Source organism: Acinetobacter sichuanensis (assembly GCF_003024515.2).
Taxonomy (GTDB): domain Bacteria; phylum Pseudomonadota; class Gammaproteobacteria; order Pseudomonadales; family Moraxellaceae; genus Acinetobacter; species Acinetobacter sichuanensis.
This window is the reverse complement of sequence record NZ_PYIX02000027.1, coordinates 39,418-57,196: the sequence shown is the minus strand read 5'-3', so window position 1 is coordinate 57,196 and position 17,779 is coordinate 39,418. Positions and strand designations below refer to the sequence as shown.

Sequence of the window (17,779 nt, the reverse complement as noted above, 5' to 3'; positions counted from 1 at the left end):
GTATTGGTTTAGCAGGCTTAATTATTAGCTTCATGAACTTTTTATCAAATCGCCAATTCCAAAAACGTAAAGACAAGCGTGAACAAGAGTTACATGAAATTGAAATGTATGAAGCTAAACATAAACAACGAATGAATGATTTAAGAAGTGAGTTAAAAAATGAAATTGATTGATCAAAATGCGTGGAAATATCTTTCCGTGAAGCTCCCAATGTTGGTAGCTTTTTTTATGCTTGTACTAATTCCATTGTTGCAATGGGCATTAGATTTTCAGCTCATTCCAAAACAGCATGAAGCCGTAGTTGTTGGAATTGTAATTCCATTGCTTGGCTTGATCGGCAAGAAGATCTATCAACCAGAGCTACATGCACCACAATTAAATGGCATTAATAGCCTTTTAGCTACCCCACAAGCAACCAATGATTTGGCGTGGATGGTTGAAGCGAAAAAACATATTGGCTTGCGTGAAATTGTAGGTAAGCAACATAACAAAACTATCTTAGGATGGATCGAAGGACTTGGTGGTTGGTTCACCGATGATGAAACACCGTGGTGTGGAACTTTCGTAGCTCATTGCTTAAAGACTGCAGGTGTAAAATATCCAAAGCATTGGTACCGGGCACTTGATTATGTGAACTACGGATCAAAACTCGCTAAGCCTGCCTACGGATGTGTTGCAATTAAAACTCGCAAGGGCGGTGGTCATGTTTGCTTTGTTGTAGGTCGTGATCAAAAAACTAAAAAATTAGTCTGCTTAGGTGGGAACCAAGGCAATGCTGTTTCTTATGCATTATATTCCGATGGTGAATTTCAAGAGTTTCGTTGGTATGGGAAAACGAGCCGACCTGCTGAGTCTCGTTATGATTTGGCGGTACTAAGTGGAGTGAGTGCAATTAAGGTGAGTGAATTATGATGTAAATTGACAACCATTATATGTGCACCTTTAAATAAGCCTTAACTTAGCCCCATTTAAAAACAAGTGGGGACTAAATTTATGACAACAAACAGGCATAATAGCTAGAAGGAAATCCTTCGGAGTAATACAAAAAACGCTCTTATGCTACGCTCACATTGAATAATGATCCAATCCAAGAACTAAGTAGCATCGCGATAATACCCCAAAGCATCACTCGGATTGAGCCTCTCCAAATGCTAGCTCTCCCTGCATAACTGGCCAGTGCACCCATAATGCCAAGACTTAATACTCCAATCACCATCACGCCTTTCTCTAAGTATTGCTCAGGCAGTAATATAATGGAAACTAAAGGAAAGAGTGAGCCGACTGTAAAAGCAGTGGCTGAAGAAAAAGCAGCGCGAAAAGGCTGGGCAGAGGTATGATCTAAAATACCAATTTCATCACGAGCATGGGCATCTAAAGCATTATGTGCGGTGAGCTGACGGGCAACTTCTTCAGCTAAAGTGGGTTGCAATCCGCGTTGTATATAAATATTTTTTAATTCATTTAATTCATGTTCGGGATGGCGTTGCAGTTCACGTTGTTCCATCTCCAGATCATTCTGCTCAATGTCTTGCTGGGATTTAACCGAAATATATTCACCCGCAGCCATTGATATAGCTCCAGAAATCAATCCAGCGATACAGGTCACTAGTAGGGTATGGGTAGATGCACCACTGGCTGCAATGCCTACCACCAGACTGGTCACTGAAATAATTCCGTCATTTGCCCCCAGTACTGCTGCACGTAACCATCCAGCACGTTCAATATAATGTTTTTCGATATGATAAGAATGGTGCACAATAAACTCTCTTGCTGTTATCCACATGATTGTAGTCAATATAGGATGACGAAACCTTAATTGAGCGGTAAGCATCCGACTATTAAACTGTGTTTTCTTTAAATTTTATGATGATTTTTAGAAAAATAGATAGTTGTTATAGTTGTGTGTTTTGACGTTTTCATCAATCATTAACAAAGTTAGTCCTAACTTTTATAACTAATTTGAGTGAAAAATAGTCAGGAATAATTTTGGAATGACTAATAATCTAAATGTAGTAGTTTTGCAAAAAACAGCAATAAAAATTAATTTTGAGATAAGAATTAAAAACTTTCACTATCTCGTAATACTTAATATTAGAGGGAGTGTACTGTGATCAACCTTTAATTTTAAATGCAAAAAAGCTATTTATCAGTCTTTCCTAGCTTGTCTGAAAATTATAGACCATATGGAAAGACATATAGAAAAATTCACGAATAAGAAGATTATTTTGTAATAAATTATTGTCATTTTGTTTTAAATGTTAATATAATTAATAATGATTATTATTAACATTGGTGTTTATGTGTTTTACGCAAAGAAAAAACTACCTTTAATGATGCTTTCTACGGGCTTTCTTTTTGTTTCTTCAGCAAAAGCTAATTCTGAAGTAAATGAGGATGCAATATATGCAACACTTCCAACTATTGTAATGCAGGCAATGGCTGAAGGTGACCCAGTCAAAACCTATGTAGATTATAAACAAGCAAATGTTACTCGAAATGGTCTAGATAAAAAGGATATCCCCCAAACGATTGATACAATCGATGTATCAAAATATAAGCTCTATGGAGCAAATGATTTAAGTGTAATGCTACAAGGCACACCAGGCGTATCAACATCTTATGATATGAGGGGGGATGGGATTATGCTGCGTGGATTTAGTGCCGATTCTGGTGATATTTATCGAGATGGTATTCGTGAAAGTGGTCAAGTAAGACGTAGTACTGCTAACGTAGAGCGCATCGAAATTTTAAAAGGTCCAGCCTCTGTTTTATATGGTCGTAGTGGTGGTGGTGGTGTTATAAACATGGTCACTAAATTCGCTAACTTTGAATCACCTAGTACGATGGGGGTATATGCTGGCTTTTATGAAAATGTTGGCAGCACAGTTGATATTAATAAAGTTCTAAATGATAACTGGGCAGTACGATTAGTTGGTGAAAAATCAGATACAAATAGCTTTCGTCACGGTATTGGCACAAAAGAAGAAATGATATCGCCAAGTTTTACTTATCGAAGTGATGATGAGAAACTGTTATGGACAACAGAATTTACTTATGATGATTTAAACCGTATTCCTGATCGTGGTCCGTCTTATGAAAATTTACCTAAAGGGACCTCCACTAAAATGGGGTTTGCACAATCTGGGGATTATGTTGAGGATATTTTAAAAACAGCGAGAACAGATGTTAAATATGAATTTGCACCAGATTGGAAGTTTCATTGGGCTTTAAGTCATCGTGAAGCGGAACAAAATTTTGATCATTTTTATGCTGGATCAATGTGTACTTCTGATAAGACACCAACCTCTACAGACAAAGGGTGTTATAAAGGGTATGTCAACCAAATTTATTATTGGCAACAAACAACAAATAAGACCACTTCCAATACGTGGGATGTTACTGGTGAATTTAACACAGGATCAATTAGACATAATATTTTAATTGGTACGGATTGGACTTACGAACAGCGCGAGCCACTATTATCTAATAAAAATCAAGATGGATCTCTTATTTATGGTTTTGTTAATCCATTAACAGGTGATCGTTTTAGTAACCGCGGCAATGGACACGTTATTACGTCTCATAACTATAATGAGGGTACAAACTACGGGATATTCCTACAAGATCTCATTAGTTTTAATGATCAAATAAAAATGATGATCGGTGGAAGGTATGATTACTATGAAGCAAAAACAACCAATAAGCTTGCAAGCTCATCTGCTTATGGGCAATCTAAAACTGTAGAAAATGAGACATTCAGTCCAAATATAGGTTTTGTTTGGCAACCAGTTCCTGCTCACAGCTTATATGCTTCTTATAGCAAAAGTTTTGCCCCTTTTGGTGGAAGCATGGGAGTGAGTGCTGTATCAGCAACAGCAGACTTAGCTGCTTTCAACTATGAGCCACAATATAATGATCAATATGAAGTTGGTATAAAAAGTGATTGGCTTAATAAAAGATTGAATACGCAATTGTCTGCTTTTCATATTAAAAAACATAATATACGTGATCATGAAGATCCGGATGATGATAACTCTCCTTATGTTGTTGTGGGTGAGCATGAGTCTAAGGGAGCAGAGTTTAGTTTCATTGGTAGGTTGGTCAATAATATTTATGTGCGCGGTGGATATGGGTATACAGATGCGAAAATTAACGAAGATAAAGTAGAGCCTAAACTTGTTGGAAATTATTTACGCAATGTTTCAAAACATACAGGAAACCTATTTGTTCGTTACTTACCGACCAAAAAAATATATGGTGAAATTGGCGCAACTTATATGGGGTCATATTACACTTCAGATGAAAACACAACAGAAATGCCAGATTGGACACGTATAGATGCTGCATTAGGTTACAAAGATAAAGCATGGGGTGCTACTGTTGCTGTAAATAATTTAACCGATAAGGAGTACTGGCGGTCAGGTTCGATGCCAGGTACCCCAAGGAATTACTTATTTAAGCTAAATTATTATTTTTAAAATTAAAGTTAAGTGCCTAGATAATTGATTATCTGAAAATAAAAACCGCTTTTTGCGGTTTTTATTATTTTCTTTCTTTTGTTTTCATTAATTGACAACATGACCCCAATTTATTATTGACACTTCTCTCAGTTTCACTGTCTGAGATAGGGTTATAGCAAGTCGGTTGTGACTTAGATTTGATTTTGAATAAAAGCAAAAATCAGTAAATATTTTAACTATAATAAGCTCGCTATCCAAAAGTGATTGTTTTTGTATGCTTATTGAGCAATCTACAAAAAATAAATAATTTTATTATTTTCTAATTTGTAGACTGATTTGTAGATTGTTGAATTGCAATCCACTACATTTAAATGCATACATATGCAACTATTACTTTTTATAACTAATTGTAAATACAAAGGTTTACAACTGAATGCAACCAATTCCAATCCAACACAAACTAGGTGCTTTTTATTTTTTCTATTATTCAATTGTTGGAACATTCATGCCTTATTGGAGCTTATACCTGCAAAATCAAGGTTTTAGCTTTAGTGAAATTGGTCTTCTGTCCTCTATTGCAATTATTACTCGTTTTTTTGCTCCATTTATTTGGGGATGGATTGCTGATAAGTCAGGCAAAAGGATGCTATTGGTTAGACTAGCAACATGGATGGAAGCTGTTATTTGGTTACTAATTTTTATTATTCCTAATAACTTTCAGTCTGTTGCATTATTGATGCTTATTTTTAGTTTTTTTCAGAATGCTATTTTAGCTCAATTTGAAGGTGTGACATTATTTTGGTTGGGAGAGCGTAGAGCTGAGCTGTATGGCAAAGTTAGAAAATGGGGATCGGTGGGTTTTATCGTTGGTGTATTTAGTATTGGTGCATTACTCGAAATTGTCACAATTTCAATGTTACCCATCATGTTGTTATGTATAGCATTTACTGCATTTCTGTGGTCTTTTACCATTCATGAGCCAAAACATGCACCACAAGCGCAAAAAAAGTTAGAACCTTTATTGCCTATTTTAAAGCGTCCTATCGTTTGGGCTTTTTTTAGCATCGAATTCGTTATGCTTTTTGCTCAAGCGCCATTTTATAGTTTTTATAGTAATTATTTAAAACAAGCTGGTTTTAGTACAACTGAAATTGGATTTTTATGGTCAGTTGGGGTAATTGCTGAAATCATGATGTTTGCCTATGCCACATTTTTTCTTAAGCATTTTTCTTGGCGCATTTTGGTCAGTTTATGTTTGTTAATGACAGGAATTCGTTTTGTATTGGTAGGTACATTTCCTGAAAGTTTTTTGATGCAATTTCTTTCACAAACATTGCATGCTTTTAGTTTTGGTTTATTTCATGTATTGGCAATGCGTATTATTTTTCAAAATTTTAGCTTAGGACAACAAGGGCGAGGGCAGGCATTATATAGCACCATGTGGGGACTTGGTGTTGCTAGCGGTAGTATTTTAGCAGGGCATTATTGGCAGCAATTTTCTGGAGAATGGATTTTTATTTTTGCAGGATGTATAACGCTATTCGGTTTTATTTTTGTTCATTGGTTACCGAGTAAAGTACAAGGAATATGAAAATATGATTATAAATTAATAGTCTATGATGATATGTGAGTTGAGGGATGATTATTTTTGAATAGATTGTAAATAGACCCAATATGAAAAACATATACTGGGTCTATGTTTAGAGATAACCAGATTTGAATCGTTTGATACAAGTCAATTTAAGTTATTAAAATTAGTATAAACATCATGAAAAATATAAAATTTTTAATCGCTGTCATATTTGTATGAGAACTTTAATGAAGAATTGGCACACCTGTGACTTTTTGCACGTCTTCAAAGTTGATACCTTCTGCCAGTTCGACCAATTTAATCCCTTGTTCTGTCACATCAAAAACACCTAAATCAGAAATAATACGGTCAACCACGCCTTTTCCTGTCAAAGGTAGCTCGCAGTTTTTAACGATTTTAGGCGAGCCATCTTTGGCGCAGTGCTCCATTAACACCACAACTTTTTGGACACCTGCAACCAAGTCCATAGCCCCGCCCATCCCTTTGACTTTTTTGCCGGGAATCATCCAGTTGGCGAGGTCACCTGTTTCAGAAACTTCCATTGCACCTAATATCGCAATATTGACTTTGCCGCCACGAATCATGGCAAATGATTCTGAACTCGCAAAAAATGCTGCGCCAGAACGTGCAGTGACGGTTTGTTTACCTGCATTGATGAGATCTGCATCCACAGTCTCTTCTGTTGGAAACTCGCCGATACCGAGTAAACCATTTTCAGACTGTAGCCAAACATCCATATTTTCAGGAATATAGTTTGCAACTAGGGTCGGTAAACCAATCCCTAAATTGACATAAAAACCATTTTCAAGTTCTTGTGCAGCACGTTGTGCCATTTCATTGCGTGTCCAAGCCATGACTTCATCCCTCTGATTTTAATGTCAATTGTTCAATACGCTTTTCAGGCTGTGCATTGACAACAATACGATGTACATAGATGCCTGACAGATGCACATGATCTGGATCTAGCTCACCGACTTCAACTAAATGTTCAACTTCAACTACGGTGATTTTTCCTGCGGTGGCACAGTCAGGATTGAAATTACGTGCTGTTTTACGGAAAATTAAATTCCCTGCTTTATCCGCTTTATAGGCTTTGACTAGGGCAATATCCGCAGTGAGGGATTCTTCTAAAATATGATCTTTACCCTTAAAATTACGGACTTCTTTGCCTTCGGCAACCAAAGTACCGACACCTGCTTGGGTGTAAAAAGCAGGGATACCTGCACCACCTGCACGGAGTTTTTCTGCTAAAGTGCCTTGAGGTGTTAGTTCAACTTCTAATTCACCATTTAAAAACTGACGTTCAAACTCTTTGTTTTCACCGACATAAGAGGCAATCATTTTTTTGATTTGTTTAGTTTCTAACAATAAACCTAGACCAAAACCATCCACACCTGCATTATTGGAAATACACGTTAGGTCTTTGACACCTGTTGCCTTTAATGCTGAAATTAAAGCTTCAGGCAGACCACATAAACCAAAACCGCCAACGGCTAAAGTTTGCCCATCTTGGACAATGTCTTGTAATGCATCCGTTGCATTTGCATAAACTTTACTGAGCATATTTCACCTTATTATTACGATCTTATTCCATTAATTTTTCTTGCACTTATGTATGGTTTATATCATGAAGCGCATTGAGTTTGCCAATAGGCATTGGCATAGTTTGAAGGATTTTGTCGATTTAAAACTTGGCTGATATTTCGACTTGCCTTCATTAATGCATCAAGATTGATCCCTGTTTCAAAACCCATTTTCGACATTAAATAATATAGGTCTTCGGTTGACACATTACCTGAGGCACCTTTGGCATAAGGACAACCACCTAAACCTGCGATCGAGGAGTCAAAAACTCGAATGCCTTGTTCAAGAGACTGATAAATATTGGCAATCGCCATGCCATAGGTATTGTGGAAATGTCCTGCAAGCACTTTTGCATCTAATTCAACAAGACACGCATCCCAGACTTTTTTAACACGATCGGGTGTGGCTGTACCGATGGTTTCACCTAAAGAAATTTCATAGCAACCCATGTCATACAAACGTTTACTCACATAAGCCACTTGTTTCGGGTCTATCGCACCTTCATAAGGACAGTCAACGATACATGAGACATAGCCACGAACTTTGACATTGTTGGCTTTGGCTGCGGCGAGAACATCAGCAAATTTTTCAAAGCTTTCATCAATTGAGCAGTTGATATTTTTACGGGTAAAACTTTCAGAAGCCGCAGTAAAAACAGCAACTTCTTGGCAGCCAACCGCAAGCGCAGCTTCAAAACCTTTAAGATTAGGCGTGAGTAAGCTAAACCCAATATTAGGATCTTTCGGTAATTCGGCAAAGAGTTGGTCGCTATTTGCCATTTGCGGAACCCATTTTGCTGAGACACAAGAGCCGACTTCAATTGAAGTCAGTCCTGTTTGCATTAAGTCTAAAATCAAGGCTTTACGTTGTTCGAGTGTTAAAGGTGTTTTCTCGTTTTGTAGTCCGTCACGAGGACCGACTTCAACGATTTTCACGCAGTTGTCGTGTGCTAAAGTCATGCAACATTCTCCGTGAGTAATTCAAATTCAACCAACTCATCACCCGCTTTGACTTGATCACCCGCTTGGAAATAGGCTGCTGCAATCACGCCGTCTTGTGGTGCACGAATGGTATATTCGATTTTCATCGCTTCAAGTGTCAGTAAAATATCATCCTTTTTCACTTGATCTTTCGCAGACACTAAGACTTTAGTAATCACCCCCGGCATCGGTGCTTTTAAATTACTTTCATTGCTTGAGCTGTCTTCATTGCTGATTTTTGGCTGAATATGTTCAAAAATATAATTTTGTGCATTTGAAAATACCGTCAAAGCTTGTTCATTACGGCTAAAAGCAATTTTTTGCTTCAGACCATTGAGGTCGATGTGTACTGTATTTTCATTGAGTAATTGACCCGAGATTTGTAGTTGTAAATCTTGATATTCTGCAATGAATTGATCAGCGACGGGGCGGAAATGGATAACAATTTCATGCCCAGCCAAGTTAAATTTGACAGGGTAGCGGTTGGCTTGGTTCAAACGCCAAATGGATTGATTTTGCCAAACTGGATTATTTGCTGTTTTATTGGCTTTAAATCGGCTTAAAAGCTCGGTAAATGCTGCGATGATGATTAAATTGGTATCCGCAGTGCGAATATTTTTAAACAAAAATTCATCTTCACGTTGAATCAGATTGGTGTCTAAGTCTGCATTTTTAAATGAATCGCAACGGATAATTCGGTCTAAAAATGCAATGTTATTGCCCAAACCTTCCACATGAAAATGCCCAAGTGCATGATGCATTTGGACTAAGGCTTCATCACGATTTTTGCCCCATACGATCAGTTTAGAAATCATCGGGTCATAATAAGTCGTGATTTCATCACCTTGCACAATGCCGCTATCAACACGAACATGTTCATTTTGTGCAGGATAATGTAGGTAGCGGATTTTTCCAATCGCAGGTAAGTAACCTTTTTCAGGTTCTTCGGCATAGATTCGCGCTTCGATGGCATGACCGTTGATGCTGAGTTCATGTTGTAATTTGGGTAATGGTTCACCGCTTGCAACACGCAGCTGCCATTCAACCAAGTCTTGCCCTGTGATCATTTCAGTGACAGGATGTTCAACTTGAAGACGGGTATTCATTTCCATGAAATACGCTGTACCATCTTGTTCAACGATGAATTCAACTGTTCCTGCACCAACATAATTTACTGCACTTGCTGCATCTATCGCCGCTTTACGCATCGCTTCCAATTTTTCTTCAGCAATATTTGGTGCAGGGGCTTCTTCAAGTACTTTTTGGTGACGACGTTGTACTGAGCAATCACGTTCAAATAAATGCACATAGTTGCCGTGTGAGTCGCCAAAGACTTGTACTTCAACATGGCGCGGATTTACTACATAACGTTCAACCAAAACTTCATCATTACCAAAGCTCGATTTTGCTTCATTTTTACACGAAGACAGCGCATCTAAAAAGTCAGCTTCACGCTTAACCAAACGCATGCCTTTACCACCACCACCTGCACTGGCTTTAATCAAAACAGGGTAGCCAATACCATCGGCTTGTTGTTTTAAAAATGCTGCATCTTGGTTGCTACCATGATAGCCCGGTGTTAAAGGCACACCTGCTTTTTCCATCAAGGCTTTTGAAGTCGCTTTAAGCCCCATTGCCAAAATTGCAGCAACAGGAGGTCCAATAAACACAATATTATTTTTTTCACAGGCAAGGGCAAATTGATCATTTTCAGACAAGAAACCATAACCAGGATGAATCGCTTGCGCACCAGTATTTAACGCCGCTTGAATGATCCGATCCACTTGTAAATAACTTTGTGAAGCAGGGGATTCACCAATATAAACCGCTTCATCTGCTTGTTTGACATGCTGTGAATTGGCATCTGCATCTGAATAGACCGCTACCGTTACAATGCCTAATTTTTTTGCAGTACGAATGACACGGCAAGCAATTTCGCCACGATTGGCAATTAAAATCTTTTCAAACATGGTGTTGTCCTTATTCTGTACTGTTTGTAATCCATTCAGGGCTTTGTTTATTTAAAAACGCCTGTAATCCATTTTTCGCTTCAGCACCCTGACGTACATGTGCGATATGCTGAGCAGTTTGAACGAGTAGTTTTTCAGTTAAACTTTCTTGGCTAACCATTTGAATCAGTTGCTTGGAAGCGGCTTGTGCTTGTGGTCCACCTAATAATAAAGTGCCCACAATTTCATTTATTTTTTCATCTAAAGTTTCAGGTGTGGTCACTTCATGCACTAAACCAATCGCTTTGCCTTGCTCCGCAGTAATACGTTCAGCGGTGAGGAAATAGCGTGATGCTTGACGTGCGCCAATGGCACGAATCACATAAGGGCTAATGGTGGAAGGCGCTAGACCCAAGCGTACTTCTGAGGTTGCAAATTTTGCATCAGTACTGGCGATACACATATCACATGCAGAAGCTAAGCCCATACCACCACCAAACGCGACACCATGCACACGCGCAATGGTCGGTTGTTTTAACGTCGCTAAACTTTGTAGCATTTTTGCCAGTTTTAAAGCATCAGCTTCATTGTCTGCCTGAGAAGCTTCACCTGCTTGTTTCATCCAATTCAGGTCAGCGCCCGCAGAAAAGCTTTTGCCACGACCTGCTAAAACCACCACGCGAATGTCATCACGAGTATTTAAATGCTGAAAACATTGGTTTAATTCTTCAATGACTTGCGTATTGAAAGCATTATGGAGTTCAGCACGATTGATCCAAACCGTTGCGACTTGCTGCTGTTGTTCGAGTTGTAAATATTGAAAATCCATTTTGCACCCCTTACATGCGGAACACGCCGAACTTGGTTGGTACAATCGGCGCATTGAGCGCAGCCGCTAAACTTAAACCTAAAACATGACGAGCTTGTGCAGGGTCAACCACGCCATCATCCCATAACCGTGCAGACGCATAATATGGATGACCTTGATGCTCATACTGATCACGAATCGGTTGTTTAAATTGATCTTCTTGTTCAGCACTCCAGCTTTCACCTTTAGATTCAATTTGGTCACGTTTTAAAGTGGAGAGTACGCTTGCTGCTTGCTCGCCACCCATCACCGAAATACGTGAGTTTGGCCAAGTCCAAAGGAAACGAGGCGAGTAGGCACGACCACACATACCATAGTTCCCTGCACCAAATGAACCCCCGATCACCATAGTGATTTTTGGTACATTTGCTGTCGCAACTGCCATGACCAGTTTTGCACCATGTTTGGCAATACCTTCATTTTCATACTGACGACCAACCATAAATCCTGTAATATTTTGTAGGAATAACAATGGAATATTGCGCTGGCTACATAGTTCAATAAAGTGCGCACCTTTTTGTGCAGACTCTGAAAATAGAATCCCATTATTGGCAATGATGCCGACTTTCATGCCATAAATCGAAGCAAAGCCAGTGATTAAAGTTGTACCAAAACGCGCTTTAAATTCGTCTAAACGTGAACCATCCACAATACGAGCGATGACTTCACGAATATCAAAAGGTTTACGTGTATCGGTTGGGATGATGCCGTAGAGTTCTTCCGCTGCATAAAGTGGTTCTTCGATTTCAACATTATTTTGATTTGGCGTTTTATTTAAATTTTTAACAATATTTCGAGCAATTAAGATTGCGTGTTCATCATTTTCAGCCAAATGATCGGCAACACCTGAAAGACGTGTATGGACATCACCGCCACCGAGGTCTTCTGAAGTCACGACTTCACCCGTTGCAGCTTTGACCAGTGGGGGACCACCTAAGAAAATCGTACCTTGGTTACGGACAATAATGGTTTCATCTGACATGGCAGGGACATAAGCACCACCTGCGGTACAACTCCCCATGACAATGGCAATTTGAGCGATACCCATACTCGACATACGCGCTTGATTGTAGAAGATACGTCCAAAGTGGTCGCGGTCAGGAAAAACTTCATCTTGCATCGGCAAGAACGCACCACCTGAGTCCACCATATAAATACACGGTAAATGGTTTTGTTCAGCGATTTCTTGCGCACGTAAATGCTTTTTCACTGTGAGTGGATAATACGTTCCACCTTTCACCGTTGCATCATTTGCCACGATCATACAGCTTACGCCTTGTACTTGCCCGATGCCTGCCACTACTCCTGCAGCAGGGACATCATCAGCGTAGACATTGAAACCTGCAATTTGACCGATTTCTAAAAAAGCTGTACCTGCATCAATCAGTTGATCAATACGATCACGTGCCAAGAGTTTGCCTCGGGCAATATGTTTTTCACGTGCTTTTTCACCGCCACCCAAAGCAATGGTTGCGACTTTTTGTTTAAGATCATCGACCAGTTGCTGCATCGCCGCTTGATTGGCTTTAAAATCCTCACTTCGAATATTAATTTTGCTTTGTATTTGGTTCATCTGAAACATCCTTGTCTTTTTTATATTCGATTATTGCTACATCAGTGTTGGTGTTTAAATGATCCTGAAATTTATTATCACGCCAAGATCATTAAAAAACAGTGTTTAATTATTTGGTTTCATTGAATAATTCACGACCAATCAACATACGACGGATTTCTGATGTACCCGCGCCGATTTCATAGAGTTTTGCATCACGCCATAGACGACCTGTGTCATATTCATTGATATAACCATTGCCACCTAAAGTTTGGATCGCTTCACCTGCCATCCATGTCGCTTTTTCAGCAGAATACAAAATTGCACTTGCTGCATCTTTACGTAAACCACGATCATGATCCGCTTTGTCACATGCAGCACCAACGGCATAAACTAAGGCTTTAGACGCTAACCATGTTGAATACATATCGGCAATTTTGCCTTGCATAAGTTGGAACTCACCCAAAGCTTGTCCAAATTGTTTACGGTCATGAATGTAAGGAATCACCACATCTAAACAAGCATCCATAATGCCAAGAGGTCCACCACTGAGAACAGCGCGTTCGTAGTCCAAGCCACTCATCAGGACTTTCGTGCCATTACCGACACCACCTAAGACATTTTCTTTCGGTACTTTGACATTATCAAAGAATAGCGGGTAGGTGTTTGAGCCACGCATACCGAGTTTGTCGAGGTGTGAACCATGACTAAAGCCTTCCATATTTTTTTCAACAAGGAATGCAGTCATGCCTTTTGCACCTGCGGCAAGATCAGTTTTGGCATACACCACTAAAACATCAGCATCGCCACCGTTGGTGATCCACATTTTTGAACCATTTAAGATAAAATGATCCCCAGCGTCTTCGGCTTTGAGTTTCATACTGACCACGTCAGAACCTGCATTCGGTTCAGACATTGCGAGTGCGCCTACATATTCACCTGAAATCAATTTTGGTAAATAACGTTGCTTTTGATCTGCGTTGCCATTACGGTTAATTTGGTTGACACATAGGTTAGAATGCGCACCATAAGACAAACCGATAGCGGCTGAAGCACGAGAAATTTCTTGCATGACAATGATGTGGGCTAAATAACCGAGGTTAGTACCACCGTATTCTTCACTCACTGTTAAACCCATTAAGCCCATATCACCAAACTTTTTCCAAAGGTGGTGGGGGAATAAATTATCTTGATCGACTTGTTTGGCAATGGGCGCGATTTCCTTTGCACAAAACGCAGCCACTGAATCACGGAGCGCAATTAATGTTTCATCAAGTCCAAAATCAATACTTTGTAGGTTCATCGTCCTGTCATCCTAACGGTTTTAGTTGTTGTTCCAAAAAACACTTTTTCTTGTTGCTAAATTTACAATACATGTTTTTTTTGAAAAAGTGAATATAAATTCAAAAATTGATTTACAATTCACTTTAATTGATTGAGAATACAAAATATGAGCTATAAACGATCATCTTTAATGCAAGAACGAATGGAACAAAATCGCAAAACGATTTTGCAGTCTGCACGTGAGTTAATTGCTGAAGGTGGATTTAAAGATGCACAGATACAAGCGATTGCTGACCGAGCAGGGGTATCAAGCGGCTTGGTCTATCGTTATTTCACCAACAAAAGCCAAGTGTTGATAGAGGTGTTAGATGACGCGATCCATGTCGAAGTTGATATTTTGAATCATATTGCGGCAGGTGAGCTTACTGCGACGCAAAAGTTACATAAAGCAGTCACAACTTTTGTCAAACGTGCAATGAATAGCCCACAATTGGCATATTCACTGATGTTTGAACCCGTTGACCCAGAGTTAGAGCATGGTCGTTTTCGTAGTAAACAATTGATCAAACAAAGCATGAAGGAAATTTTGGCTCAAGGAAAAACCACAGGTGAATTCGGTTTTGAAGATTTAAATACAGCTGCACTTTGTGTGGTGGGTGCAATGACATTTGTGGTGATTGAACCTTTAAATCCTTCAAGAAATGTGATGTTTGATGAGTCCTATAAAGATTATTTTGTGAAACAGATTGCCGATTTTTGTGTAAATGCTGTACAAAGCAAGGAGGATTAATATTTATTTAACGGTTTGAATACACATAAAATCTGTTTCGACAAGTGATCATGGAAAACAATTAGATTAGAGATTAGAAAAGCAAAATCACAAAGAATCAAGGAGTATGATTCAATGTCGCAAGTACGGTTAAGTTACGCATATGGAACAAGTCAAGAACCTTTAATTGGGATGACGATTGGTGATAAATTTGATGAAGCCTGTCAGATGTATGCTGATCAGGATGCGGTGGTCAGTCTTCATCAAAATATTAGGCTCAGTTATCAAGAGCTGCAAGATCAGGTCAATGCCTTTGCCTGTAGTTTATTGCGTTTAGGGCTTACAAAAGGTGATCGCCTTGCGATTTGGTCTCCAAACTGTGTGGAATGGACGATTGCCCAGTTTGCTGCTTTTAAAGCAGGCATTATTTTGGTCAATCTCAATCCTGCTTATAAAAAAAATGAGTTGGAATATGTACTGAATAAAGTGTCTTGCAAGGGATTAATCATTGCTTCAGTTTTTAAAAGCTCTGATTATCAGCAAGTATTGACCCAAATTGCCCCTGAAATTCAGACTGCGCATGATAAAGTTTTAAATGCTGAAAAAGTGCCACATTTAAAATATGTGATTAAAATTGATGAGCAACAACATGAAGGCATTCATCGTTTTTCAGACTTGTTGAGTCCGCCTAGCAAAAAAGAACAAGCACAATTACAAACAATTGCCCAAGATTTGCAATTTGATGAAACCATTAATATTCAATTCACTTCGGGTACAACAGGTAATCCGAAAGGGACGATGCTGACTCACAATAATATTTTAAATAATGGTTATTTTGTGGGTGAAGGGATTCATTTAACACCGCAAGATCGAGTCTGTATTTCTGTGCCATTGTTTCATTGCTTTGGTATGGTAATGGGAAATCTCGCATGTATCACCCATGGTTCAACCATGGTCTATCCATCTGCTGTGTTTAATCCATTGGCGAGTTTAAAAGCCATTGAACAAGAAAAATGTACAGCAGCTTATGGTGTACCGACCATGTTTATTGCCATGCTCGAAGAAGAAACATTTGATCAGTTTGATTTAAGTAGTTTACGTACAGGCATTATGGCAGGTAGTCCATGTCCACGTGAGATCATGCAACGTGTAATTGATCGTATGCATATGAGTGAAATTACCATTTGTTATGGTATGACTGAAACTGCACCTGTCAGTATGCAGACTTCAACCACAGACCCAATTGAATGTCGTGTCGGTACTGTTGGGCGAGTCAAACCACACCTTGAAGTTAAAATTATTGATGAACAGGGCAAAGTCGTACCACGTGGCAAACTCGGTGAGCTTTGTGTGCGTGGCTATTCTGTGATGTTGGGGTATTGGGAAGATGAGGAAAAAACCAAAGAAGTGATTGATGTGGCAAAATGGATGCACACAGGTGATATTGCTGAAATGGATGAAGACGGTTTTGTCAAAATCAAGGGACGTATCAAAGATGTTGTGATTCGTGGTGGAGAAAACTTATTCCCGAAAGAAATCGAAGACTTCTTATATACTCATCCTGATGTATCTGATGTACAAGTGATTGGTCTACCTGACCCACGTTATGGTGAGGAGCTATGTGCGTGTATTATTTTACATGAGCATCATCAAGTGACAGAAGAATGCATTCGTCAGTATTGTAAGGAGCATATTTCACATAATAAAGTTCCGAAATATGTGCGATTCTTTACTGAGTTTCCGATGACTGCTTCTGGAAAAGCGCAAAAATTTAAACTTCAAGAATTTATGCGCAGCGAGTTAAATTTAAAAGAAATTGCTTAAACGTTAAGTGATCCAAAGTCGCACTAAGTTCTATTTCAAGTGACATTGTTTTGGCTTAGTGCGTTTCATTTATTTTCAATAAAATAGTAATAAGACGATGGCGAAAGATTTTAATCATCCTCAAGTGGTTGATGGGTATGATGATCATATTCGAAAACTGATTCCAGGTTATGAGCTGATCCATTTGCAGGTTCATGCTTTACTCAAAGCGCGCTTACCTGAGCGAGCTGAAGTTCTAGTGGTGGGCTGTGGTACAGGGCATGAACTGTGTTATTTGGCAGCTCAATTTCCACATTGGAGATTTACTGCGATTGACCCTGCTCAAAATATGCTTGAAAAAGCCAAAGCACGGCTTGAGTCTGAAAATTTAGCGACACATGTACAGTTTTTGCATAGCGATACCTCTGGGCTGAGTCATACAGCACAAAAATTTGATGCTGCATTGTCTATTTTGGTTTCACATTTTATTCCTGAAACTGAAAAAATGGTTTATTTTCAAGATATTTATCATGCTTTAAAAGATCAGGCTGTGTGTTTGAGTTATGACTTGATGCAAATTGAAAATGTACAACAATTGAAAACTTTGCAGCATTTAGCTGAATTGACAGGGCTTTCAGAAAAACAAAGCCAAGCCATGATTGAGCGTTTACAAGATGATTTTTGCTTAATTTCGAATCAAGCATTGCATCAGTTATTAAGGCATATAGGCTTTAAGTCTGTGGAAAACTTTGCGCAAGTTTTAAATTATTTTGGTACGTTTGCAGTGAAATAAAAAACCGAAGCAGCAACTTCGGTTTCTAATGGTTTATACCATTCTTGAAAATTAACATAATATAAGAGGTTCGTTTTTGACGGAGTCTTACATCTAAAGTTTGTATTTAGGGAATAGCCTTCGGCTCGACCTACTTTTGTTTTGGC

Annotated in this window: 14 protein-coding genes; 6 read left to right on the top strand and 8 right to left on the bottom strand. The window is 38.8% G+C overall.

All coding sequences use genetic code 11. The features are described from left to right. Positions 1–159: 159 nt before the first annotated feature. Positions 160–912: an NlpC/P60 family protein gene (locus tag C9E89_RS14990; RefSeq protein ID WP_107009145.1), complete on the top strand. Its 753-nt coding sequence runs from the start codon at positions 160–162 to the stop codon at positions 910–912. A gap of 142 nt (positions 913–1,054) precedes the next feature. Here the strand turns inward: C9E89_RS14990 and C9E89_RS14985 are convergent, their stop codons facing one another. Continuing rightward, positions 1,055–1,756, bottom strand: coding sequence for a VIT1/CCC1 transporter family protein (locus C9E89_RS14985; protein WP_107009149.1), 702 nt, complete (start codon positions 1,754–1,756; stop codon positions 1,055–1,057). Positions 1,757–2,279: 523 nt separating this feature from the next. Between C9E89_RS14985 and C9E89_RS14980 the strand changes: the two genes are divergently transcribed. Together C9E89_RS14980 and C9E89_RS14975 are read left to right on the top strand one after the other, a co-directional pair. Continuing rightward, positions 2,280–4,478 carry a TonB-dependent receptor gene (locus C9E89_RS14980; protein ID WP_378228032.1) on the top strand — a complete coding sequence of 733 codons (2,199 nt, stop codon included), beginning with the start codon at positions 2,280–2,282 and terminating at the stop codon, positions 4,476–4,478. A 415-nt stretch (positions 4,479–4,893) separates the two neighbouring features. Further along, positions 4,894–6,051 carry an MFS transporter gene (locus tag C9E89_RS14975; protein WP_107009144.1) on the top strand — a complete coding sequence of 386 codons (1,158 nt, stop codon included), beginning with the start codon at positions 4,894–4,896 and terminating at the stop codon, positions 6,049–6,051. 224 nt (positions 6,052–6,275) lie between these two features. Here C9E89_RS14975 and C9E89_RS14970 read toward each other — a convergent pair whose 3' ends face one another. From C9E89_RS14970 to C9E89_RS14940, 7 genes are all read right to left on the bottom strand, one after another. Further along, positions 6,276–6,905 carry a 3-oxoacid CoA-transferase subunit B gene (locus tag C9E89_RS14970; RefSeq protein WP_107009143.1) on the bottom strand — a complete coding sequence of 210 codons (630 nt, stop codon included), beginning with the start codon at positions 6,903–6,905 and terminating at the stop codon, positions 6,276–6,278. A gap of 4 nt (positions 6,906–6,909) precedes the next feature. Then, positions 6,910–7,614: a CoA transferase subunit A gene (locus C9E89_RS14965; protein ID WP_107009142.1), complete on the bottom strand. Its 705-nt coding sequence runs from the start codon at positions 7,612–7,614 to the stop codon at positions 6,910–6,912. 62 nt (positions 7,615–7,676) lie between these two features. After that, entirely contained in the window at positions 7,677–8,594 is a 918-nt protein-coding gene (locus C9E89_RS14960) for a hydroxymethylglutaryl-CoA lyase (RefSeq protein WP_107009141.1), read from the bottom strand. After that, positions 8,591–10,585, bottom strand: a complete 1,995-nt coding sequence (locus C9E89_RS14955; protein WP_107009140.1) for an acetyl/propionyl/methylcrotonyl-CoA carboxylase subunit alpha — start codon at positions 10,583–10,585, stop codon at positions 8,591–8,593. Before C9E89_RS14955 ends, C9E89_RS14960 begins: the two co-directional genes overlap by 4 nt. Before the next feature lie 10 nt (positions 10,586–10,595). Further along, entirely contained in the window at positions 10,596–11,393 is a 798-nt protein-coding gene (locus C9E89_RS14950; RefSeq protein ID WP_107009139.1) for an enoyl-CoA hydratase/isomerase family protein, read from the bottom strand. A 10-nt stretch (positions 11,394–11,403) separates the two neighbouring features. Continuing rightward, entirely contained in the window at positions 11,404–13,005 is a 1,602-nt protein-coding gene (locus tag C9E89_RS14945; protein WP_107009138.1) for a carboxyl transferase domain-containing protein, read from the bottom strand. Between the two features lie 109 nt (positions 13,006–13,114). Next, a complete protein-coding gene (locus tag C9E89_RS14940) occupies positions 13,115–14,287 on the bottom strand; it encodes an isovaleryl-CoA dehydrogenase (protein ID WP_107009137.1) in 1,173 nt (390 codons plus the stop codon). Positions 14,288–14,434: 147 nt separating this feature from the next. On the opposite strand from C9E89_RS14940, the gene C9E89_RS14935 reads away from it, so the two are divergent. From C9E89_RS14935 to C9E89_RS14925, 3 genes are all read left to right on the top strand, one after another. Beyond that, positions 14,435–15,058 carry a TetR/AcrR family transcriptional regulator gene (locus C9E89_RS14935; protein WP_107009136.1) on the top strand — a complete coding sequence of 208 codons (624 nt, stop codon included), beginning with the start codon at positions 14,435–14,437 and terminating at the stop codon, positions 15,056–15,058. Positions 15,059–15,172: 114 nt separating this feature from the next. After that, the gene (locus C9E89_RS14930; protein WP_107009135.1) at positions 15,173–16,861 is read left to right on the top strand and encodes an AMP-binding protein; all 1,689 of its coding nucleotides are present in this window, start codon (positions 15,173–15,175) and stop codon (positions 16,859–16,861) included. A 97-nt stretch (positions 16,862–16,958) separates the two neighbouring features. After that, positions 16,959–17,633 (top strand): class I SAM-dependent methyltransferase, encoded by a 675-nt coding sequence (locus C9E89_RS14925; protein WP_107009134.1) that lies wholly within the window; start codon positions 16,959–16,961, stop codon positions 17,631–17,633. Positions 17,634–17,779 lie beyond the last annotated feature (146 nt).